General features: G+C 53.1%; 18 protein-coding genes and 1 pseudogene. 14 read left to right on the forward strand and 5 right to left on the reverse strand.

The annotated features are described in order from the left end of the window. The first annotated feature begins 121 nt into the window (after positions 1–121). From GS398_RS13720 to GS398_RS13760, 10 genes and pseudogenes are all read left to right on the forward strand, one after another. A complete protein-coding gene (locus GS398_RS13720) occupies positions 122–3,748 on the forward strand; it encodes a PVC-type heme-binding CxxCH protein (RefSeq protein WP_160907371.1) in 3,627 nt (1,208 codons plus the stop codon). Positions 3,749–3,777: 29 nt separating this feature from the next. After that, positions 3,778–4,533 carry a ThuA domain-containing protein gene (locus GS398_RS13725; RefSeq protein WP_160907372.1) on the forward strand — a complete coding sequence of 252 codons (756 nt, stop codon included), beginning with the start codon at positions 3,778–3,780 and terminating at the stop codon, positions 4,531–4,533. Next, positions 4,515–5,513 (forward strand): glycoside hydrolase family 43 protein, encoded by a 999-nt coding sequence (locus tag GS398_RS13730; protein WP_202406065.1) that lies wholly within the window; start codon positions 4,515–4,517, stop codon positions 5,511–5,513. The genes GS398_RS13725 and GS398_RS13730 overlap by 19 nt, the downstream gene beginning before the upstream one ends. A 23-nt stretch (positions 5,514–5,536) precedes the next feature. Further along, positions 5,537–6,649, forward strand: coding sequence for a Gfo/Idh/MocA family protein (locus tag GS398_RS13735; protein ID WP_160907373.1), 1,113 nt, complete (start codon positions 5,537–5,539; stop codon positions 6,647–6,649). After that, the gene (locus GS398_RS13740; RefSeq protein ID WP_202406066.1) at positions 6,650–7,504 is read left to right on the forward strand and encodes a sugar phosphate isomerase/epimerase family protein; all 855 of its coding nucleotides are present in this window, start codon (positions 6,650–6,652) and stop codon (positions 7,502–7,504) included. A 23-nt stretch (positions 7,505–7,527) separates the two neighbouring features. Continuing rightward, on the forward strand, positions 7,528–9,090 hold the full coding sequence (locus GS398_RS13745; RefSeq protein WP_202406067.1) for an MFS transporter: 1,563 nt from the start codon (positions 7,528–7,530) through the stop codon (positions 9,088–9,090). 34 nt (positions 9,091–9,124) lie between these two features. Beyond that, complete coding sequence (locus tag GS398_RS13750) at positions 9,125–9,481, forward strand: PQQ-dependent sugar dehydrogenase (RefSeq protein ID WP_160907374.1); 357 nt, start codon at positions 9,125–9,127, stop codon at positions 9,479–9,481. 20 nt (positions 9,482–9,501) lie between these two features. Next, positions 9,502–9,729 (forward strand): annotated as a pseudogene (locus GS398_RS22835) (PQQ-dependent sugar dehydrogenase); the annotation flags it as partial. After that, a complete protein-coding gene (locus tag GS398_RS22475) occupies positions 9,705–9,950 on the forward strand; it encodes a c-type cytochrome (RefSeq protein ID WP_237488192.1) in 246 nt (81 codons plus the stop codon). The pseudogene GS398_RS22835 and the gene GS398_RS22475, both read left to right, overlap by 25 nt. A gap of 266 nt (positions 9,951–10,216) precedes the next feature. After that, positions 10,217–10,906, forward strand: a complete 690-nt coding sequence (locus tag GS398_RS13760) for an SDR family NAD(P)-dependent oxidoreductase (protein ID WP_160907375.1) — start codon at positions 10,217–10,219, stop codon at positions 10,904–10,906. A 1-nt stretch (position 10,907) separates the two neighbouring features. On the opposite strand, the gene GS398_RS13765 is transcribed toward GS398_RS13760, so the two are convergent. From GS398_RS13765 to GS398_RS13780, 4 genes are all read right to left on the reverse strand, one after another. After that, the gene (locus GS398_RS13765; protein WP_160907376.1) at positions 10,908–11,519 is read right to left on the reverse strand and encodes a TetR/AcrR family transcriptional regulator; all 612 of its coding nucleotides are present in this window, start codon (positions 11,517–11,519) and stop codon (positions 10,908–10,910) included. A gap of 186 nt (positions 11,520–11,705) precedes the next feature. Further along, entirely contained in the window at positions 11,706–12,932 is a 1,227-nt protein-coding gene (gene fucP, locus GS398_RS13770) for an L-fucose:H+ symporter permease (RefSeq protein ID WP_160907377.1), read from the reverse strand. Positions 12,933–12,956: 24 nt separating this feature from the next. Further along, the gene (locus GS398_RS13775; protein WP_369410263.1) at positions 12,957–14,162 is read right to left on the reverse strand and encodes a glycoside hydrolase family 88 protein; all 1,206 of its coding nucleotides are present in this window, start codon (positions 14,160–14,162) and stop codon (positions 12,957–12,959) included. Between the two features lie 125 nt (positions 14,163–14,287). Next, positions 14,288–15,286, reverse strand: coding sequence for a glycoside hydrolase family 43 protein (locus GS398_RS13780; RefSeq protein WP_160907378.1), 999 nt, complete (start codon positions 15,284–15,286; stop codon positions 14,288–14,290). 155 nt (positions 15,287–15,441) lie between these two features. Here GS398_RS13780 and GS398_RS13785 point away from each other — a divergent pair, with 155 nt between their 5' ends. The 4 genes from GS398_RS13785 to GS398_RS13800 all read left to right on the forward strand — a co-directional run bounded on the left by GS398_RS13785 (position 15,442) and on the right by GS398_RS13800 (position 22,234). Then, positions 15,442–16,326, forward strand: coding sequence for an ROK family protein (locus GS398_RS13785; RefSeq protein WP_160907379.1), 885 nt, complete (start codon positions 15,442–15,444; stop codon positions 16,324–16,326). A gap of 32 nt (positions 16,327–16,358) precedes the next feature. After that, positions 16,359–20,426, forward strand: a complete 4,068-nt coding sequence (locus tag GS398_RS13790) for a two-component regulator propeller domain-containing protein (RefSeq protein WP_160907380.1) — start codon at positions 16,359–16,361, stop codon at positions 20,424–20,426. Between the two features lie 179 nt (positions 20,427–20,605). Further along, a complete protein-coding gene (locus tag GS398_RS13795) occupies positions 20,606–21,196 on the forward strand; it encodes an RNA polymerase sigma factor (protein ID WP_160907381.1) in 591 nt (196 codons plus the stop codon). Positions 21,197–21,217: 21 nt separating this feature from the next. Then, positions 21,218–22,234 carry a LacI family DNA-binding transcriptional regulator gene (locus GS398_RS13800; RefSeq protein ID WP_160907382.1) on the forward strand — a complete coding sequence of 339 codons (1,017 nt, stop codon included), beginning with the start codon at positions 21,218–21,220 and terminating at the stop codon, positions 22,232–22,234. 8 nt (positions 22,235–22,242) lie between these two features. Here the strand turns inward: GS398_RS13800 and GS398_RS13805 are convergent, their stop codons facing one another. Further along, on the reverse strand, positions 22,243–23,763 hold the full coding sequence (locus tag GS398_RS13805) for a glycosyl hydrolase family 28 protein (RefSeq protein ID WP_160907383.1): 1,521 nt from the start codon (positions 23,761–23,763) through the stop codon (positions 22,243–22,245). Positions 23,764–23,904 lie beyond the last annotated feature (141 nt).

Raw genomic sequence — 23,904 nt, forward strand, 5'->3', positions numbered from 1 at the left:
CAAATTAAGGAAATATTTCATAATTGTGGTACAATTTGACACAAATTGGATAATATGTAGCATTTTTTAGTGTAGAATAACCGCTACTATTGTTGTGCTGACCCAGTATAAACTTAACAAAATGAAAAGGATTATTTACGTCTTCTTTATAGGAATCTTATTGCTCGACAGCTGCGCCAATAAGACGCGGACGACCAGCAGCAGCCCGGCAAAAGCCGACGCCGCCAACCTCCCGGCACCCCGGAGGGCCGAGATCCTGTTCCTTGGAAATACTTCGAAACACCACGATTCCGGTAAATATGCTCCCTGGCTGGCCATCGAGCTGTTTAAATCGGGCATTAACGTAACTTATACCACCGAGCTGAACGACCTGAACCCTGCTAACCTGGCTAAATACGACGGCCTGGTGATTTACGCCAACCACGATGTGATCTCGCCCTCGCAGGAAAGCGCTTTAAAAGATTTCGTGGAAGGTGGTAAGGGGCTCATCCCGTTACATTCGGCATCGGGGTGTTTCAAAAACTCGGAATGGTACATAAAAGCCGTCGGCGGGCAGTTCCTCTCGCACAAAATGGGGCCGTTTACTGCGACCATTACGAATAAAAACCACCCGGTTACCCGTGATCTTACCGAGTTCCAGACCACCGACGAAACGTACGTTCACCAGAAACTTAACCCTGACATGACCGTGCTGATGGAGCGCATGGAAGACGGCAAACGCGAGCCCTATACCTGGGTACGCAACCAGGGGAAAGGGCGCGTGTTTTATACCGCTTACGGTCATGACGACGTGACCTGGAAAAAACTCGGCTTCTTAAAACTCGTAAGCAATGGGGTGCTGTGGGCCATCGGCGACCAGGTGCGCGACCAGGTAGAACGCCTCAAGGTCCCCAACGTAAGCATTTACGCGGATACCATCGCAGACTTCACTGCCCGTCACCTCGTACCCAAAGTACAGCCGGCGTTAACACCCGAAGAATCGATCAAGCTGATCCAGGTACCACCCGATTTCGAGATCAGGCTTTTCGCGGCAGAGCCGGACATTACCAACCCGATCGCGATGTCGTGGGATGAGCGCGGCCGTTTATGGATCGTTGAATCGGTGGATTACCCGAACACTTTCCTGGAAACAGACGGCGCGGCCAACGACCGCATTAAGATCTGCGAAGACACCAACGGGGATGGCAAGGCCGACAAGTTTACCATCTTTGCCGATAAACTGAACATTCCTACGAGTATGGTTTTCGCCAATGGTGGCGTGATTGTGTCTATGGCTCCCTACTTCGTTTTCCTGAAGGATACCAATGGTGATGACAAAGCCGATATCCGTGAAAATATCCTTACCGGATGGGAAAAAGCCGACACCCATTTTGGTCCCTCGAACCTCCAGTACGGTTTTAACAATAAGATATGGGGAGTAGTGGGCTCTTCTTTTACCGGCACTGCCAAGGAAGACGGCAAACCGATCAATTTCCGCGGAGGCGTATATAACGTGAACGTGGATGGTACCGGCCTCGATTTCCTGGGTAACACCTCCAATAATACCTGGGGACTCGGTTTCTCGGAAGATAATAACGTATTTATTTCTACCGCCAATAATACTCATGCCGCTTATTACAGCATGCACCGCAAATTTATGCAGCGTGGTTTTTCGGGTACTACGGTGTTACCCGTTCAAAAGATCGACGGGCACTATGACGCACATGCCATGACGCCAAACCTCCGGCAGGTGGATGTGGTGGGCGGGTTTACGGCCGCCGCCGGAAGCCACCTTTACACGGCACGTAATTTTCCGCGCGAGTATTGGAACCGCATCTCGCTGGTGTGCGAGCCAACCATGAGGTTGCTTCACCGCGCCGTTATCGAACCTGATGGCGCCGGTTTTACCGAAAAGGACGGCTGGAACCTGCTCGCCAGTAACGACGAGTGGGTGGGGCCCGTACAGGCTGAAGTAGGTCCTGACGGTGCGGTATGGGTTTCAGACTGGTACAACTTTATCATCCAGCACAACGTATTCGTGGAGCGGCAGGCGCCTTCGCTGATGGTACTTCCGTTCACGGAGCAGCCAAGGGGACAGGGAAATGCTTTCAGCAGCCCGCTGAGGGACATCGATTACGGCCGTATTTACCGCATCGTGTACAAAAAAGGCAAGTCATACACCGCGCCAAAATTGTCAAAGAACGATATCCCCGGCCTGGTAAGTGCGCTTAACAACGATAACATGTTCTGGCGCATGACGGCCCAGCGGTTACTGGTAGAAGCTAAAGACCTTTCGGCGGTTACGGGGTTGATAAACATCATAGGCAATCAAAGCGTAGATTCCATCGGTCTCAACAGCCCGGCGGTACACGCGTTGTGGACCTTGCACGGCCTGGGAGCGCTTAACGGCGCCAACGCCGCGGCACTGCAGGCTGCCACTGCCGCGCTGGCGCATCCCGCCGCCGGCGTGCGTAAAGCTGCTGCCGAAGTATTGCCCAAAACACAAACCACGGAAGACATTTTCCTCAGGAATGGCTTGTTAAACGATCCCAACCTGAATACCCGTCTTTCCGTATTCCTCGCCGTCGCAGAAATGCCGGCTTCCGAAGCGATGGGCAGAAAACTGTACGAGGCCAGCTTAAAACCCGAAAACGGGAAAGACGAATGGCTTTCGCGGGCCCTGTTTGCCGCCTCTATAGCGCATAGCGAAGGCTTTATGGCCGCGGCGCCAAAACCGCAGGGCGACAATGTAGTGTCATCGGATGTGATGTCGTTAAGCGAGCGTATCGCTAAAGCGCTCACCAACGAAGTGTACGACCTGGGGGGAAGAAACCTGGTAATGTCGCCCAACGTGGCCAGAAAGGAGTTTACCATCAAAGCCAATATTAACAGAAGAGGTCCGGACCCCGTCCAGGGCGTGATCGCAGCACAGGGCGGTATCCTGGGCGGGTACGGCATCTACATCCAGGACGGGAAACTGTTCATGACCGTAAAACAGGATGGACGTAGCTATACCGCCGCCACCTCTGCCCCGTTGCCTGATCGGTTTGCGCTGGCCGCCAGCTTTGCCGGCAACGGGCAAATGACCGTGTTGATCGACGGTAAAGAAGCCGCTTCCGCGAAAGCGCCGTCACTGTTCACGCAACCGCTGGTGCAACCGCTGCGTACCACGGCAGACCTCGACGACGACAACCGGATGGGCCCTTACACCGGGCAGTTCCGCCTGAGGGGCGACATGCAGCGCGCAACCATCGAGCTTAAAAAGCCTGTGGCCGCCGTGGTAACGCCGCCGCAAACAGCGCCGAAGAAAACGTCGCCGGCAAAAACCAAAACCCCAGCAAAACCGGCGGCCGGGACAGCGGTAACCAAGCCTGCCGCTGCGGCCACCGGGCCCGCCACCGTCACCATCCGCGTAGTGAAGGAGATGATGCAGTACGATAAAAAACTGTTTACCGTAAAGGCGGGGCAAAAAGTAACCATCAACTTCGAAAACCCAGACGGCATGCAGCATAACATGGTGATCATTAAACCCGGTACCTTACCTAAACTGGGAGCGGCGGCGGATGCCATGCTCACCGACCCCAAAGCCTCGGCCAAGAGCTATATCCCGTCTATCCCTGAGGTGTTGTTCTCCATTAAACTGCTCGATCCGGGCGACGATTTCCAGCTAACTTTTACCGTTCCGGCTACACCTGGCGATTACCCGTTTGTGTGTACTTTTCCCGGTCACTGGCGGGGCATGAACGGAATTATGCGGGTAGTTAAATAAATAACCAGATCATACCAAATCATCATAAAATGAAACGAAATCATTCATCTTATCCCTCATTACGGATCGGCAGGCTGCTTATCCTGGGGCTGCTCGCCATGTTCGCTTCTTCATGCGCGGTTAAATCGCCGGGCGCAAAGGGAAGTAAAGCTACGCGGGTGCTGCTGGTAGGCGGCGGCTCCTCGCATAACTTCGATCTCTGGTATAAAGGCGCCGATGCAACCACGCTGCGGCAGGCCGGCTACCTGGTTACTTATACCGCCAATACAGATTCTATCGCCGAGTACCTGAAAAGTACCGATGTGCTATACCTAAGCAACAACCAGGCGATTAAGAGCCAGGCTTCGCGCCAGGCGATTCTCGATCACATAGCGGCTGGCAAGGGATTGTTGCTTGCGCACGCCGCACTCTGGTATAACTGGAAAGATTGGCCCGAGTACAACAAGCAGATCGCCGCCGGCGGTTCTAACGGCCATGACCGGTACGGTAGTTTCGACGTGAATTTTACCAACACCACGCACCCGGTTACCCAGGGGCAGGCGGCAAAGCTTACCTTAAAAGACGAACGCTACTATTATATCCCCGATCCGGCAGGCCCGGGCATTGAAGTGCTGGCGAGTAACAGCGTGGCCGGTTCCGAAAAAACGTTCCCGTCCATCTTCGTGGTTAAAAACGATAAGGCAAGGATCGTGGGAATCGCGCTGGGGCACGATGCCGAGTCGCACAACATTCCTCAATACCAGGCTATCCTTCGTAATGCGGTGAAATGGGTTTCGAAAAAATGAGAGGCGTCCTGTTTTTCCTGTTCCTGGCCGGCGGGGTAAGCATGGCCGCATTTGCACAATCCGCCAGTCCGGCGATAGAAAAGCAGGACACGCTTTTCCTGGCAGATCCAACCATTTTCGCCGACAAAGGCACGTACTACCTGTACGGTACCGGCAGTAATAACGGGTTCCAGGTGTATACATCTGCCGATCTTAAAACATGGAGCGCTCCCGCAGGCAAGCGGAACGGGTTTGCATTGCTGAAAGGCGAGAGTTATGGCACCCGTGGTTTTTGGGCTCCCCAGATCTTTAAATACCGCAACCTGTATTATATGGCCTATACGGCCGACGAGCATATCGCCATAGCGCAAAGCGACAGCCCGTTAGGCCCGTTCACCCAGAAAGAGATCAGGCCGCTTTCGGGCCCGGTAAAACAGATCGATCCGTTCATATTTATCGAAAACGGGAAGGCTTACCTCTACCATGTACGGCTCACCAACGGTAACCGCATTTTTGTGGCGCCGATGAAGAGCGACCTGTCTGACGTGGAGGCGGGTGAAGCAGTGGAATGCATTTCAGGCACCCAGCCATGGGAGAACACCGCTAACGCCGGTTGGCCGGTAACCGAAGGGCCTACCGTGATAAAGCATAATAAACTTTACTATTTGTTCTACAGTGCAAACGATTTCAGGAACATTGATTACGCCATGGGATATGCTACCTCCGCATCGCCCTTGGGGCCGTGGAAAAAATACCGGGGGAACCCGGTGATCAGCAGGAATGTATTGAATGTGAACGGCACCGGGCATGGAGATTTCTTTACCGCGAATGACGGAACGCTCAGTTACGTGTTTCATGTTCACCGCTCGCAAACGAAAGTTTCGCCGCGCGCCACCGTGCTCATAAAAGCAAAATTTACCAAAGAAAAAGGGCAACCTGATAAATTAACGATCGACCCGTCGAGCTTCAGCTACCTGCGCACGGGTCTTCTATCTAACTAACACCTTAATGCAAATTTAAAAACATGAAAAAAATTACTGTAGTGATCGTCGGAATGGGTTTTGGAAAGGAGTTTATTCCCATTTACCAGGCTCATCCAAATATTAAAGCGGTGGGGATCTGCACCAGGAACCAGCAAACATTGGATGAACTTGCGGCAAAATTTAACCTCGATAAAGACCTTTGCTTCCAGAACTTTGAAGATGTGCCCCTGCGGGAGGATGTAGATGCCATCCATATCGTTACCCCGGTGCCCGATCATGCCAGGATGGCGCTGGCTTCGCTGAATGCCGGCAAGCACACCGCCTGTACCATTCCCATGGCCATGACCGTTGAAGATTGCACTGCCATTGTAGAAGCAAAGCGCAAAGCGAACAAGGTATACATGATGATGGAGACCGCGCTTTATACCCGCGAGTTCTTGTACGGGCTGAACCTTGCCGAAAGCGGTGAACTGGGTAAGATCCAGTTTGTAAGAGGCTCGCATATCCAGGACATGAGCATGGAAGGCTGGGGCGAGTATTGGAAAGGTTTCCCGCCGATGCTGAACGGCACCCATGCCATTTCGCCGCTGCTGCGCATAAACAATACGAAAGCAGAAAGCGTGGTATGCCATGGCTCCGGCCGCTTGAGCGACGATCTCGCCAGCCGCTACAATGCGCCTTACGCGGTAGAAACGGCTACGTTTACGCTGAAAAATTCGGATGTAATTGCGGAAGCTACCCGTTCATTGTTCGACGTGGTGCGCCAGTACCGCGAAAGTTACGACGTGTACGGCACTAAAATGTCGTTCGAGTGGGAGCAGCTGCAGGATGAAAGCCACGTTATATTCGATGGTGGCGAGAATGCTGCCCGCATCGATGTGCCCGATACCGATGGCATGCTGATCGAGCCGATCAAACATTTTACCCGCCGCGAGAAGATCGATGACCCTAACCACGTATCCTTTTTACAGGGTGCCGGCCATGGCGGTTCGCATCCGCACCTGGTGCAGGAGTTCGTAGCGGCCATTGTGGAAGGCAGGAACTCGGCCGTAGACGCCGATGTCGCGGCCAACTATACCTGTGCAGGTATTTGTGCGCACGAATCGGCCATGAATGGCGGCAAAAGGATCCAAATCCCTGACTTTGAGCTTTAAATGATGAAATTCGGAGTAAGTACGTTCCTGTGGACTTCGCCTTTTACCACAGCCTCTTTCGACCTGCTGTACAAAGTGAAGGAGATGGGTTTCGACATTATCGAGCTCGCTATAGAGCGCAAAGATGAAATGGATTGGCCGCTGTTGAAGAAGATGGTAAAAGAAACCGGCCTGGAGGTAACCGTCAGCGGCGCCATCGGGCCCGGCCGCGATATATCGAGCACCGATCCCGGTATTCGTGAACAAGGTGTTCAATATATCATAGATTGCATTAATATTGCAAGAGAGATGGACAGCCCGGTATTTGGCGGTCCGTTGTATTCGGCGGTTGGCAAATGCAGGGTGGTTTCGCCGGAACAGAAGAAACAAGAACGGGAATGGTGCGTAGAAAACCTGAAAAGGGTAGGGAAGGTAGCGGAATTTCACGGGGTGACATTGGGCGTAGAGCCGCTTAACCGCTTCGAAACCGACATGATCAATACCGCCGACCAGGCAATAGCGCTGATCAGGGAGGTGGGAATGGCAAGCGTGAAGCTGCAGCTCGACACTTTCCATGGTAACATCGAAGAGAAAAACATCCCGGATACCATCCGTAAAGCGGGCGACCTGATCTGCCACATCCAGGGCAATGAAAGCGACCGGGGAACCCCAGGCACGGGCAACCTCGATTGGACCGGCATCAGGGATGCACTATACGAAATAAAATACGACGGCGCCATTGTCATCGAAACCTTCGGAGATGTGTCTGAAGAGATCGCAAAGGCTGCCAGCATATGGCGGCCGCTCGCAAACAGTTCGGATGAGCTGGCACGCGAAGGCCTCAGGTTTTATAAGGAATTATTCAAACAACCATAAACCTTTACTAACCGGTTAATTAAATGAATGTATCTAACAGTAATGCAGTAATGCAGGAAGACGCCCGTGCCAAAAAATTACTTTTCTGGGGATGCTTTATGGCCATTGTGGCTTCGGCATTCGGCTTCGTGTTCCGCGCTTTTATCATGGCCCAGTGGGGAACCCAGTTCGGCCTTAGTAAAACGCAGCAGGGCGAGATCTTTGGCGTGGGCTTTTGGCCGTTCGGCATCAGTATCGTGCTTTTCAGCCTCGTGATCGATAAGATCGGCTACAAAAAATCGATGATCTTCGGGTTTGTTTGCCATGTAGCCTCGGTGATCATTACCGTGATGGCCAATGGGTACTGGGCGTTATACGTTGGTACGTTCCTGTTTGCCCTGGGCAACGGCGCGGTAGAAGCGGTGGTGAACCCCGTTGTGGCCACCATGTACCCGAAGGAAAAAACGAAATGGCTTAATATCCTCCACGCCGCCTGGCCTGCCGGGATGGTGGCCGGCGGTTTGCTGGGCATCTTTATGATCAACCAGCAGTTTCCCTGGAGCATCATTATCGGCTTTATTATGCTCCCGGTGGTGGTATACGGCTGGCTGATCGTAAAACGCGAGTTCCCGGTGAACGAGCGTGTGAAAGCCGGCGTTACCTACCTCGAAATGCTGAAGGAAGTAGGCATATTGGGTGCATTGGTTATCATCGCGCTAAGCATGTTCCAGCTCGGGAGCCTGTTTGGCTGGTCGACTACGGTAAGCGTGATCGGCACCTTGCTGGTTACGGGTCTTTTTGGATTTTATGTGCGTTCGCTCGGGCAGCCGGTGTTTATCCTGCTCATCCTGATCATGCTTCCCCTGGCTACCACCGAGCTGGGCACGGACAGCTGGATCACCGACCTGATGACGCCCGCTATGGCTGAAAAAGGCCTGCAGGGCGGATGGGTGCTCATCTACACATCGATCATCATGGCCTTCCTTCGGTTTTATTCCGGGCCGATCGTGCACCGGCTTTCCCCGCTTGGACTGCTGGCAACAAGCTCGTTTATCGCCGTAATTGGCCTGTTCTTTCTCTCGCAGGCTACCGGTATGATGATCATCGTGGCCGCTACCGTGTATGCGCTTGGCAAGACCTATTTCTGGCCAACCATGCTTGGACTGGTGTCTGAACAGTTCCCCAAAGGAGGCGCCCTGGCCCTGAATTTTACCGGCGCGGTAGGTATGATGGGCGTAGGTGTAGTGGGCGCAGTGGTACTCGGCTTCGTGCAGGATAAAGAGCTGGACCAGAACCTGGCGCTGTATGACAAGAATAACAACACCGCCCTGCATTCCACTTACGTAACGCAGGAAAAAACAGGGATCTTCGGCGCCTATAAAACCATCGACGCCGAAAAGCTTGCGACCGCGCCGCTGGAAACGACCGCTATTGTGCAGGTAGTGCAAAACCAGGCGAAAAAAGACGCACTTAAAACGGTAGCAATTTTCCCCATCGTGATGTTTGCCTGTTATGTGGGCCTTATTTTATGGTTCAGGTCGCGGAAGGGCGGTTATAAACAGGTAGAGCTGGAAACGAGCGAAGCGCTGCCGCTGGCGGAATATTAAGCTGGTAATTAATATTGCATTCAAAAAAAGGTTAATGATTTCCATCTTCGGCCTTTTAACCAGTGCCACTTTGTACGATAAAACCCTGGTCGGCGGTTCTCCTGCAGACCAGGGTTTTATCATTGATACCCTCGCCCGCGACCTGGTAGTGCCGTGGCAGATCGTTTTTTTACCCGATAACAGCATGCTTTTTACCGAGCGTCCCGGTCGCGTACGCATCTACCGCGACGGGAAACTGCTGCCCAAACCCGCATACCTTGTTCCTGATATACCGCTTCGCAATAAATCCGGCCTGCTGGGTATGTGTATTCACCCGGATTTTACCGCCAACCAGTTCGTTTATGTGGCAAATAACTATATACAGATCAGCCTGCGCTGGCCCAGGACCTGAAAGCGTATAACGGTAAAATCCTGCGGGTCAATGATGACGGTACCGTCCCGGCAGATAACCCCTTTTTCAAGAGCGACACCGCCCGTAAAGAGATCTGGACATACGGTCACCGCAACCCCCAGGGACTGGCTTTTGAACCGGGAAGCGGCAACTTGTTCGCCTCGGAACACGGTCCCACAGGCGGCGACGAGATTAACAGCATTAAAAAAGGCAGGAACTACGGATGGCCCGTCATTCACCACCAGGATACCTTTTTGCCGGTTGTCATGGGCATAACCTCCAGGGAACGGGCAAAACCGCCAACCTCCTCGCCGGGAAGTTCAGGTATGGCGCCGGCAAACGCGCTATCGCAACAAACATTACCAACGGAATTATCGACCAGGGAATGCCGGCGTGGGCTGGCGCCATCACGAAAGCCGATATCGATAAACTGGTAAATTACATTTACACGAAAACCCGGAAAAAGTGAATTTGAACCATGAAGAGGATCATTCCTGGTTTTTAGTACTGGCCTGTACAACACAATATGTACTTGCACAAACCATTAAAGGTAATTTGCCATTAAAAATGTGAAACCGGTATGCTTTTGCGGATAAAAGATGCCAACCATCAACGTCGGGGAGGCACCTATCGCCTGCCGGACTACTCAAATGTACCCGATAACGGATTTCTTCGAACAGGGGAATCGTTAAGCCCCGGTTTTAGCTAAATTTATCGCGATAACCGCCAACCATCATGAAAACTATCCTTATTACCGGCGCCGACGGAAACCTGGGCACCACCGTTACCCAAACGTTCCTAGAAGTAGGCTATCAAGTACTTGCCACGGTGGTGAACGAAGCTGCAAAGAATAACCTCGCCCCGCATCCCAGCCTCGAAGTACAGGCGGTTAACCTTACGGACGAAACCGAAACCGGCCGGTTTATCGCATCCGCCCTTGCGAAATACCAGCACATAGACGCGGCGCTGCTGTTAGTCGGCGGGTTTGCCATGGGCGATATTGCGGCTACCACCGGCGCGGAGCTGAAAAAAATGTACTCCCTGAATTTCGAAACGGCTTATTATACGGCCCGCCCGCTTTTTGCGCACATGAAGGACTCGGGCAGCGGACGATTGGTATTCGTAGGCGCACGTCCGGCGCTTCAGCCCGCCGACGGCAAAGCGATGATCGCCTATGCGCTGAGTAAATCGCTCCTGTTCAACCTGGCCGCCTGCCTGAACGAAGAGGCCAAAGGCATCGATGTGGTAGCTACGGTAGTGGTGCCCAGTACGCTTGATACACCAGTGAACCGGAAGGCGATGCCCGACGTGGATCCCGCCAAATGGGTTAAACCCCAGCAGCTTGCAGATATCATGAAGTTTATTTGCAGCGATACGGCCGCTGCGCTCAGAGAGCCGGTTATTAAGGTTTACAACAACGCATAGGCTACTGCGTTGCGACTTTTACCTGCGCGATCAGCAGATTTACGGTGTTTAGCACCTGGTCCATATAACCGGGCGCTCCCTGCACGCGCGCGATCATCATGGCGCCCTCGATCAGCGCAATGATCGACAGGGATAACTGCTCCACCGGCGTGTCGGCAATAAACTCACCGGCACTAATCCCTTGGCGGAGCAGCCTGGAAAGGTGCCGGTGCCAGCTGGTGACGGCGGCTGATGCGCGCGCTTTGAGGGCCGCGTTCGTGTCGTCGGCCTCGATGGCGGTGTTTAGTATGGGACATCCCCCGCGGTCGTTCACCTCACCGGCTATCCGGCGGTAAACTTCGGCGTAAGCTTTTAACTTATCGTGATAGGTAACGGCCTTATCCACTTCCGCTTTTATAATGCGTGCAATGGTGGCGTAGTTGTAGTCGAACGCCGCAAGCGCCACCTCTTCTTTGTTTTCGAAGTTGCCGTAAATGCTCCCCTTGGTCAGGCCGGTTGCCCCGGTGAGGTCTGACAATGAAGTGCCCGCATATCCTTTCCTGTTAAAGATCTCTGCCGTACGCCCGATTATAAAAGCGCGTGTACGTTCTGGTTTGCTGCGTGGTTTATCCATAACGCCGCTAATATACCGGTTGGTATTTAAATTACAGTTGTTAAAGGATATTATGATAGGTTGGTGTTACGGTTTAGGCTGTGTACGGCAGCAGGTAGCTTGCTGATTCCTGGTCATGCCAGGCTGGATAATGCCGTTCCGGGCCAAATATACCCGGGTTAATAACGGGTTGCCGTATCCCGGAGGTTATTTCACACGGGAAAACTTTGCTGCGAAGAAAAAGATGATCGCGTAGCAAATGATGGGCAGGTAATACGCTTTTGCAACATCGTGATTGGCGACCTGCCCCATGATCAGCGGAAAGAACGCGCCGCCAACCACGCCCATGGAAATGAACGAAGATGCCTGCTGCGTACGCGGACCGAGGTTTTTAATTCCCAGGCTGAAAATGGTGGGAAACATGATGCTGAAAAAGAAATTGATCATCAGCAAGGCGATGTATGAGGGCCAGCCCAGGCATTGTGTAACGATGAGGCACATCAGGATATTACCCGCAGCAAATGCAGCCAGTAACTTGTTGGGCGCTATATAACGCATGAGCAGCGTGCCTAAAAAACGGCCGGTAAGCATCATTCCCATAAATACGCTCATGTAATTGGTGGCCACGGTATCACTGAATTTCATCACTTCATGTCCATAATTAATAAAGAAGGCCCAGGTGCCGGCCTGCGCGGCGACATTAAAGAATTGCGCGATAACCGCCCATACGAAGTGCCGGTGCGCTGCCAGCGATTTGCCGGGGGCGGTGTCTTTATTTATAGCTTCGTTCTTGCTTACCGCATGCGGATCTGTGATGGGAGGAACCTGTACAAATGAAAAGGCGATAGCTACGGCAGTGATGACCACCGCAATACCGAGGTACAATAATTTTACCGAAGTGAGGTCGGTGCTGCCCGAAATATGACGGCTGAACAGGAAATAGGAGCCAAGCAACGGTCCTGCAATGGCGCCAACTGCATTAAATGCCTGGGCAAAATTAATGCGCTGGTCGCTGGTACGCTGATCGCCAAGTGAGGCCACAAACGGGTGCGCCACTGTTTCGAGGGTAGACAAACCGCAGCCCACAATAAACAATGCGACCCCGAAGAAGCCGAAAGAAGCCGTATTGGCGGCAGGCACAAACAGGAAAGCGCCTGCTGCAAACAGCGATAACCCCAGCAACACGCCGCGCTTGTACCCGAAACGTTTCATAAAAAGCCCGGCGGGTACCCCCATTACAAAGTACGCCCCGAAAACCGCAAACTGCACAAATCCCGATTGCGATTTCGAGAGACTAAGCACACTTTGGAAGTGTTTATTTAACACGTCGGCCATGGTGATGGCGATGCCCCAGAACATAAACAGGGAGGTAACGAACACCAGGGTAAGGATAAAACGTTTCTCGGTGAAGGCAGGTTTGGTTGCGTGGTTCATAGCGGGGGCTAATGGATTTACGGTCTATAACGGGGCCGGTAGCGGTTTGCCGGCATCCAGCTTTTTAAGACGCAGCAGTGCCTCGATAAAGTAATAGTCGGCATAGTTGATCGAGGCATCTATTTCCGTTCCGTTTGGTTTGTGGCCGGTGGAATGCAGGAGAAATGCCGAATTCTCCCCGTTGCTCAGGTACCGGCTAGACGATAGCTCAGCAAGCATCCGTGTGGCTTTCTTCCGGTAATTTTTCGCTTTTGCCGGATCGGTCACATACGTTGAAAGCTCGAGCAGGGCGGAGGCTGTGATGGCCGCCGCGGAAGCATCCCTGGGTTCATTGGGGATACCGGGTGCATTGAAATCCCAGTAAGGGACCAGGTCTGCGGGGAGGCGGTCGAGATAAACATCGGCGACCTTTTGTACGAAGTCGAGGAATTCCGGTTTGCGTGTTTCGCGATAGCACATCGTAAAACCATAGATGGCCCACGATTGCCCGCGCGCCCACATCGAGTCGTCGGCATACCCCTGGTGGGTTACGGCTTTGATCTTTTTGCCGCTGTTCCGGTCGTACACCACCACGTGGTACGAGGTGTAATCGGGCCGGAAATGGTTCTTCATGGTGGTTTCCGCATGACTTACCGCGATATCGTATAACCGTTTGCTGCCGCCGTTTTTCGATGCCCAAAACAACAGCTCCAGGTTGATCATGTTGTCCATTATGGTATTGTGCTGCGGCCATTCCATGTTGGGTACGGGCCGCGGCCAGGAGAGGATGGTCCCTACCGCCGGGTTAAACAGCGTGGCCAGGGTATCCGCTGTGCGGAGGATGGTGGCTTTATATTCCGGGTCGCCGGTTAGCCGGTAACCGTTGCCGTAGCTGTTAAACACCTGGAAGCCCAGGTCGTGGTCGATGGCTTTCATACGTGAAAGAGGCGCCAGTTGCGACGTGAACCGCTCCGCCGCTGCTTTCCATTGCGGGTTGCCGGTGGCCTCGAAAAGGTACCAGAGCGTGCCTGGCCAGAAACCGCTGGTCCAGTCCCTAAAATCGACGAAGCGCCATTTATCGGTGCCTTTGTTTACATTCCTCGGCAGATCCGCCACGCCGGCGGGAATTACCTGCATCGTTTTGAGCGCCTGTTTTTCGAGGTAGGTTGTTGATGCCGTTTTGCCGGCGCTGCATCCTTCCAGGATAATTACTGCCCAGGCAAGAAAATTGAAGTATCGGTTATTAGACACGGGAGATGATGATAAATTGCGTAAAAACGGATGGCAGCATTTTTAGTTACGAAGAGACAAGCCGGTTATGTTTTTATACTCTATGTATTTAAAATGTTTGTGTTTTAAGGTCGTCGTCCCGCTGATTACGGGATATAAGGGGCGCCCAGTACCAGTTTATCGCCAGACACGTCGGCGTTAAACAGGTGAGGAACGCGGTGGTACCTGCCATTAATCTCTTCGTGGCTATGCAGGACCATTAGCAACCGTCCGTCTAACGTGTTAAACAACATGCCGTGCCCGAAATTAGGCGGCGTGATAGGTTCTTTTTCGTGGATCCACGGACCGTCAAGCTTCCCGCCGGCTGAATATGCCACGCCCTGGGTGTACACGTTATACACCCAGCTTGTCCAGATCATGCCCAGGCGGCCTGTTTTTGTACGGAACAGGAAAGGCCCATCCGTTACTTTATTGAAAATAATGTTCCCGTTTTTGTCTTTCTCTTTGCTCCAGGGCGAGTCGCTGGCCCGAAAGAGCACTTTACCTTCGCCGATGGTGCCGCTCAGGTCGGGCTTTAATTCGATCTTTTCGACGGTGCCGTTCCAGTTCTGCAGCCATTCATGGCAGTAAACCAGGTAGGGTTTTTTGTCGGTATCTATCCAGAAAGTGCCGTCGAGCGTTGGCTTTCCTGGCGGGAGGTAAGTGCTGTCTTTCATGGGCACATACGGCCCCCCCGGCGCATCGCTTACCAGGACATGGCTTGCGCGGCGATCGATCACGTTTCCCTGCACCGTGTCAATTTTAATGCTGGTGTTGGTAAACGTGCCGAAATAATAGTATTTTCCCTGGTATTGGTGCAATTCTGCAGCCCAGATCCTTGGTCGCGGGCCCATCCAGGAACCCGGATCAGTTTTCGTAACGGCATAAGGACCCTCCCATGTTTTTAAATTGCGGCTTTTCCAAAGCATGCCGCCGGTGCCGGTCATGTAGTACGTCGCGGTGTTCTTGTCGGCCAGGATAAAAGGGTCGCTCAGTACGATCGAGTCGAGTGGCACATCTTTCCTCACCGTCGTCCTGGGGCTTTGTGCAAGGAGCGTTACGGGCAGCAATATGCATATCCATAAAGTAATAGTCACTTTTTTCATGTTGGTTTAACAGGTTTAACTGCGTTAACAGTTCCCGGGGCCGTTTATACTCCGGCGCCGGGTTGATGAACGATGAAGATACCACAAACAATTTCAATTTGCGAGTATAAAACGGGGCGGTAACTGTCACTGTATAAAAACCGCATTTCGTGCTTATGACCAGTTCACCTGATACTTACCTGTTAACAGCCGATATTGGCGGTTCTCATATTACCACGGGCATTTGCAGCCTGCATGGTTCCACGGTGCTCAAACAAAGCATAAGTCGTGTAGAAGTGCTGAGCAACGGTTCCGCCAGCCATATTCTGCGGTCATGGGCGCGGTGTATGGAGCAATCCATGGTGGCCGCCGACGGGCCGGTCATAGCGCTCGGCGTTGCCATGCCCGGACCGTTTGACTATGAAAATGGCGTTTCCCTAATTAAAGGACTTAATAAATACGAGGCTCTTTACGGTATGAACATCAAGTCTTATTTCGCCGGGATCACCGGGCTGCCGCCCGAACGCATCCGGTTCCGGAACGATGCCGAAGCAACCATCGCGGGTGAAGTGTTCGCCGGCGCCGGCCGCGGGTTTAAAAACGTGTTGGGCATCACCCTGGGTACCGGCTTCGGCTCCGCGCACCTGGTAAATGGACAGGCGCTGGACCTAAACCTGGGTAGTGAGCGTTTCAGGACCGGCATCGCCGACGACCACTTGTCCACCCGCTGGTTTATGAAGCGTTACGCGGACCTCACCGGCTTTTCACTGCAAGGGGTTAAGGAGCTGGCCGAACTTGCCGCAACCAATAGAATAGCCAAAAAGCTATTCTATGAATTTGCTGCCAATATGAGCGAATTTCTTACCCCGGTCATTCAAAAGCTCGATCCCGAGGTCCTGCTCATTTGCGGCAATATCGCCAAAGCAAACCGGCACTTCCTTTTACCGCTTACCCATTCGCTAAGCCCGCTGGAAATCCGCATAGCGGAAATGGGGGAAATCGCCGCTATGATCGGGGCGACCGGGCTGTTTAAAGCGCAAGAAATTGCGGATCGCGTTTAAGTGGTATTTTATAGCATATTTGCAGGTAACCAATGATCCTTTTGATGCGTGCCGGGAAGCATAACGTACTGCTGATTGTCGTCCTGTTCTGTTCCCTTGCTGCGGGGGCGCAAAAGAACCATGTGATCGGTTACCTCGGCACTGAAACCGGGCTTTCCAGCAGTTCCGTACGATGCATTTACCAGGACCACAGCGGTTTTTTATGGTTCGGCACCTATGACGGGCTGAACCGTTATGACGGCTCTGATTTTAAGATCTTTCGAAACCGGTATGGCGATACCACCTCGTTGCCGCATAACTGGATCAACGCCATCGCAGAAGACAGCGCCCACCTCTTATGGATCGGTACCCGGCAGGGTGCCGGTATTTTAAACAGCGTAACCGGGAAATTCACGGCCGCCTGGTATACCGGCAACGGGAGCGGAGCCCGTAAAAAGCTTACCGGGTTTATCAAAAGCATCCTGGCCGACAAAGCAGGAAATGTATACGTTGCAGCCGAAGACCTGGGCCTGGTGGTATTTCGCAAAGGAAGCGCAACCGGCATGCTCATCTCCGCCGGAAGCCAGCCCTACAACGTATCCGGCTTCACCCTGGATGGCAATGGCGGGTTATGGCTCGCCGTAAGCGGGAAAGGATTGCTGCAATACCATGTCTCCAATAACAGGTTTACATTGGTGAACAACCATGTACAGTTCGTCTCTTGCATTCAATATGACCACGACGCCTTGTGGATCGGTACGCTGAGCGGCGTTTACAGGTACGTTATCCGTTCAAACCAATACCTGTTTATGGGCGGTAAAACCACCGGGATGCTCGCTTCATCCCGTATCACCAGCTTCCTGCGCGCGGGGGCGGACGAGCTTTGGATAGGTACCGACGGGGGAGGAATAACCATTTATACCATTTCGGCCGGCAGGTCCAGGATGCTGAACAGCCAGGACCGCGATTCCCCTATTTCCAGCGATGCCGTGCATGCGCTTTACCTCGACCACGAATCGCGGACGTGGATCGGGACCCTGCGCGGCGGTATCAACGTGATCGATCCGCGGCGGGCACGGTTTCAAACCATCAGCCACGATCCTTCCATGCCCAATAGCCTGGCTTCCAATTTCATATTATCGCTTTTTGAAGAAACGCCCCACAAGCTGTGGATCGGTACTGATGGCGGTGGATTGAGCATATGGAACCGGAAGAACGCAACGTTTAAGAACCTTCGGGCCGGTTCAGGTAATTCCTCCGCCCCCGGCGGAAATTTTATTACCAGCATAAAGAGAGATTACCTGGGCAATACCTGGCTGGCCACGTACGAGGCCGGGATCAGCCGCTATATCCCGTCGGGCGATAAGTTTAAGCAATACTACGGCTATAGCGCCCAGGATAATTCCGTGAACTCCACGTTCTGGCTGATCTATGAGGACCGCGACCACCGTCTTTGGGCGGGCGGGCTCCAGAACGGCATCTACCTGTACAACCGGGCAGCCGATCGTTTCGAGTTGTTCGACCGGACGCTCCGCGACCTGCTGGTGCTCACCGAAGACCGTTCGGCAAAACTATGGGGCGGTGCGTTTTCCAAGCTGGTGCAGGTCGACCCCGAAACAAAGCGCCACCAGTGGTATGAAATAGATAAGCCCGTGCGGGCGATCGTGGAAGACCGGTACGGCAATTTCTGGCTGGGCACCGAAGGCGGGCTCATGCTGTTCGACAGGAAGCTGAAACGGGTGGTAAAAAGATACACCACCGCCGACGGGCTGGGGAGCAACTACATCCTTACCATGCAGGAAGACCAGGCAGGTTTTTTATGGATGAGCACCTATAACGGCTTGTCGCGATTTGATCCGCGCACGCGGAAGTTCAACGTTTTTTCCAGGAGCGATGGGGTGCAGAAAGAGTTCAATTACAATGCCTCTCTTAAATTAACCTCCGGCGAGCTTGCCTTCGGCGGAATAAGAGGGCTAACCTTGTTCTCTCCCACAAGCATCTCGGGATCGGTTACCGATCCCAGCATCGTTTTTACGGGCCTTAAGATCAATAACCTGCCCACCGAACAGGTTTCAGGCTACCTGGCAGTCCTGGATAACGACAGGATCAGCGAGATCCGGGTGCCCTATAATGAAGCCATCTTTTCGTTCGACTTTACCGCCATCCAATACCCATCTGCCGAACAGATCAGCTATCGCTATAAAATGGAAGGGTGGGACCGTGGCTGGATCAATGCAGGCAACCTGCGAAGCGCCATTTATACGCACCTCGACCCGGGCAGTTATACCTTCCGGGTGAACAGCACCAACCCGGAAGGCGTTTGGACCAACCGCGAGATCTCAATGACCGTGATCGTGCTGCCGCCCTGGTACCGTACCTGGTGGGCGTACACGCTATATGTGTTATTCGCCGCGGGGTGTATCTACGGCTACTTCCGCTACCGGTTCAGGCAAAAACTGCTGGAGTTCGAAGTGGCGCTCGCCCGGGTGAATGCCGAAAAGCAATCTGCCGTGCACGAGAAGCGGCTGGAGTTCTTTACCAGCATCTCGCATGAATTCCGCACGCCGCTTTCGCTGATCATTAACCCCATTAACGATCTGCTGAGCCGTTCGGCGCCACAGGATGCCGGCGACCTGCACATCATTTACCGGAACGCACGGCGGTTGCTGAGCCTGGTCGACCAGCTGTTGCTGTTCAGGAAAGCAGACTCAGGCATTTCCGGGCTCAAAGTGGTAGCGATTAACCTCAACCAGCTTTGCCGCGAAGTGTTTTTATGCTTCTCGCAGCAGGCGAAATCGGCTGCGATACACTACGAACTCGAGACTACCGCCCATGATTTCCAGGTATTTGCCGACCGGGAAAAGCTGGAGATCATCCTGTTTAACCTGCTGTCGAACGCCATTAAGTTCACGCCGCCGCATGGCCGGGTAACGATCCGGGTCGTAGAGGAGCAGGAGCATATCAGGGTGTACGTGAGCGATTCAGGTATCGGTATCCCCGCAGAGGTCGGAAACAGGCTGTTCGAAAAATTCTACCAGTCGAAATCATCGGTGCGGCAGCTAAAGGCGGGCTTCGGTATCGGGCTTTACCTGGCCAGCCAGTTTGCCGCCGATCACTACGGTGGGTTAACCTACACCAGCGAACAAGGGCGTGGCACAACCTTCGTGCTAAGCCTGCTGAAGGGGCATGCGCATTTCCCCGCGGACTTGGTGAGCATGGACGACTCCCCCGGCCCGGTTTTCCTCGAAGAGCTCTCGGAGGAGGTGCTGCCAGCCGGCCCCGAAAGCCAAACCGTGGAAGATGGTTTTAAGATCGACGACATCTTTTCAGAAAATAAAGTGATCCTGGTGGTCGATGATGACTCGGAGATGCGAAACTACATCAAAGCGGTTTTTAGCGCCGGCTACCTCGTTTACGAAGCCCCGGAAGCCGAAACAGCCATGTTGCTGGTAAAGGAAAAGATGCCCGACCTGGTGATCTGCGACGTGGTGATGCCCGGGATGAACGGCATAGAATGGTGCGCGTGGCTAAAACAGGACCCGGCGCTGAGCTATATCCCCGTAATACTGCTTACGGCAAGCGCCTCCTCAGAAAGCAAGCTGAAAGGACTGGGATGCGGCGCCGACGATTACATCAGCAAGCCTTTTGAACGCGACCTGCTGGTGGCCCGCGTAGCCAATCTCGTAAAAACAAGGAACAACCTCCGTAACTACTTTTATAACGAGATCACGCTGCAGTCGAACAACATCGCGATCTCGGAGGAATACAAGGACTTTTTGAAGAAATGTATCCTGGTGGTAGAAAAACACCTCACAGACCAGCACTTTAATGTGAATAGCCTGATCTCTGAACTAGGCATGAGCCGGTCGACCCTCTACCGTAAGGTAAAGTCCATGTCAGGTTTTAATATCAATAACTTCATCCGGTTTATCCGTTTACGTAAGGCCGCCGAGCTGCTTATTAACACCCAATATAATGTAAACGAGGTGGCCACCGCTACCGGGTTCAGCAACATGAAGTATTTCCGCACACAGTTCTCAAAGCTGTTCGGCGTAAACCCCTCCGATTTTATGAAGCGCAACCGCCCGGTATTTATCAAGCGCTTTAACGTAAAGAACTAATCAACCCGACTAAACCGCTTTAAAAGCTCAATTTCAGCGTTTTTGAACAAAAATTGACCTTAAAATGGTCGATTTGTATCCCTTTCGTTAACTGTTTACCGGCCATTTTAGCATTCGTTAATCAACGTTAACGCATCGGCCGCAAGCCGGAAATATTTACCGACTAATCTTATAAACCATTGAAAAAAGCTTTACCATTAGCGGGCTTATGGGCGGCCTCGCGCCAGGGCGATATCGAATCGTTCTCCATGATCTACAAAAGGCTTCGCGCCGAGCTCTACGGATACCTCCTGAGTATAGTGAAAGATGACATGGCGGCCAAAGACCTGCTGCAGGACCTTTTTATTCGCCTGTGGGAGAAGAAAGAGGGCATCGGGTACATCGAAAACGTGGAAGGCTATTTCTTCCGGTCGGCGCGCTCGCTCGCTATCAACTACCTTAAAAAGTTCAGGAACACCCGCTTCGTGATCTTAGAGCAGCCGGCGCAATTCGCGGCAACTGACCATTCGCCGGAAGACCTGCTGGTAGAGAAAGAGAACAACCTGCAGATGACGAGAAATTTTAACAAAGCATTTAGCAGCCTGCCCAAACGCCAGCGCGAAATGCTGCAGATGAAATTCAGCGAAGGCCGCAATTACTCGGAGATCGCCGGGCTCACGGGCATCCGCTACCAATCGGTAGTTAATCATTTTCACCGGGCAATGCTGCACCTGCGTACCGAGCTTGCCGGTGGCCAGCAGCCCGAACGGTCGTTTAACGTAGCGATATGAGGTCTTTTTTGTGCTTATGTAATGGGTAAAATTACCGCGCGGGATGTTGCCAGGGCCTTTGGCATCTCTAAAACTACGATCTCGTTTATCGTAAACGGCAAGTCGGCCGAAAAAGGTATCAGCCCGGTGCTTACCGAAAAAGTGCTGGGCTACATGAAAGAGCATGGTTATCGCCCTAACCACTTTGCCAAAAGCCTGAGTACCGGTAAATCCATGACGATCGGGCTCATGGTGGAAAAAATTTCCGACTACTTTTTTTCGCAGCTCGTATATCACCTCGAAGAACTGGCGAACCGGCATGGCTACCAGATCATTTTCTGCAGCACGGAGAACAACGGTGCGCGTACGCGCGAGCTCATCCGGCTTTTCCGAAACCAGGGGGTCGACGGTTTTATTATTACCCCTCCGGAGGGCATACAGGCAGAGATCAGGTCGTTGCAGGACGACCAGTTGCCCTTTGTGCTTTTCGACCGGTACCTGCCTGGTATCGATGCGGACCATGTGGTGCTCGATAACCTGGAAAGCACGCGTCACGCAGTGCAGTACCTGGTTGAGCGCGGGGCACGGCACATCGGTTACGTGGAGCTTGATTCTGAACAAAGCCAGATGCGCGACCGCAAAGCGGGTTACCTGCAGGCGCTCGGTGCGATTGCCGGAAATCCCCGCATCATGCGGGTGCCTTTTAACAACGGGCACGACGATACCGTAACCAAGATCGCCGCCTTTATTAAGCATAACCCGGAGCTGGATGCGCTGTTTTTTGCAACAAACTACCTCGCCATGAGCGGGATGAAAGCGATGTTCGGGCTGGGGATCCGCATCCCGCAGGATATGGCCGTGGTCTCGTTCGACGATCATATCGTGTTCGACACCTACCTGCCTACCATTACCGCCGTTGCGCAGCCTATTGCCGTGATGGCCGAAAACCTGTTCGGGATCCTGATCAGTAAAATTAAGCAAGGACCGGGACAGCCGCCCACCAGGTGCGTGATCCCGGCCAGGCTGGTTATCAGGGATTCTACCGGGCCGCCGGTTTAGTGCCGGTGCTAATTCCCGGTGCCGCTTTTGGCTTCCGCAGCGCCGTCAACCCTAAGGAACTTAATGCCTTTTACGTGCTCGCCGATAAAGAAATTAGCCATATCGCCCGTTTTGTACCAGGCCGGTTTTCCCGTCATGTTATCATAGATCACGCGGCCGTTGATCACCAGGTTTTCGAACGTTACGTTCCTGATCTCCCTGCCCTGGTCATAACCCGCAATGATCGAGAGGTTCGCCCGGCTGCCATTGTAAGAAATGTTCTTAAAATGCACATTTTCAATTCCCCGCCCGGCGGAAGTGTTGTACTTGGAATTAAACATGATGCGCAGGTTAACCAGCTGGCCTTTCCGGATATCGTCGATGCGGATGTCTTCGAAGGAAACGTCCCTGATAAAGTTGCTGTCGCCGGCATTCAGCGAAAGGCATCCCTGGTAATCGACCTGGTTTTCGAACTGGTCGAGAATATCGATGTTATGGAACCGGATGTTGCTCAGGGTATCCGGGTTCCGCGAATCGCCATGCGTGCCGATCAGCACCGGGTGCGCCACGTCCGCCCAAAGGATAGAGTTCGTTACCGTAAGGTTCGTTAGGTTTCCGTAGTAGCCCCACCGGTGGCCGTAGATGGCGATGCAGTCGTCCGCATTGCGCATAAAAACCCGGTCTATGACCACATCCGTGCTGCTAAAAATGTCGAGCCCATCGGCGTTCCCGCCCGCACTAAACGATTTGAAATTCCGGATGGTAACGCCCGCCGACTGGCCCACCAGCACACTGTACTTGTCGGGTACCACTATCAGCCCTTCGATCTCCACGTTTTTTGAGTATTGAACGGTGATCTCATCACTCCGGTCGTTTCCCGGTAAGCCCGGGTCGCGGGGAAGCGGCTTACCGGATGATTCCTGGACGATAGCAACCTGCGTAAGGATGCCACGCCCCCGGATCTTTACGTTTTGGGCCCGGTTAACTACGAAACTGCCCTGCACGATGGCGCCTCCCGCCAGGTAAACCGTTTTATTGGAGGGAACCAGCTTTTTCCCCGCGTAGTGAATGCCCGGGCCGTAATAGATCACGCTGGTGTCTTGCGCCGAAGGCGGGGAAACGTCGGGTGGGCTGGCAAATAAGTTCAGGTTGTGGAAAAGGTCGCCATTTACCTCGATGGAAAGATTTTTCGGTTCCGTGAGGAAAAAGGAGATCGTATTACCCTTCACGCCCGGGTTTATCCCTTCACGAAGCGGCCGTACCCTCGCTGCATGCACCGCGCCTTTGTTATACGTAACAGAAATCTCTACCTTCCCCGAAAAATCGAAGTAAGCAAAGGAGGTTTGCTGTATCACGCTTTTACTGTTGATCACTTCCGCTACATGCGCCGGGTAAACAGGAAGCGGCTGCCAGCTCTTGCCGGCTTCCCGCACTTTTACGGTAAAGTAAGTACTCAAAATACTTCCCTTTGGTGCGGGATAAGCAGCCAGCTGCGCGGTTGCCGGTTGACCGACGCAAATGGCGAATGCCAGGAGTACGATTCGTTTCATACCCGAAAGGATCTGTGGATGTGTCATGCTATTGCAGGAGAGACAGTACAACGCCTGGTTTATACTCTGCTGATCGCCAGTTTAGGGCGATAAACCGGCTTTGTAACAAAGTAATTGCCGTAGCCGGATCCCTGCACGACC

The sequence above is a fragment of the Hufsiella ginkgonis genome (genome assembly GCF_009834915.1).
Taxonomy (GTDB): Bacteria; Bacteroidota; Bacteroidia; order Sphingobacteriales; family Sphingobacteriaceae; genus Hufsiella; species Hufsiella ginkgonis.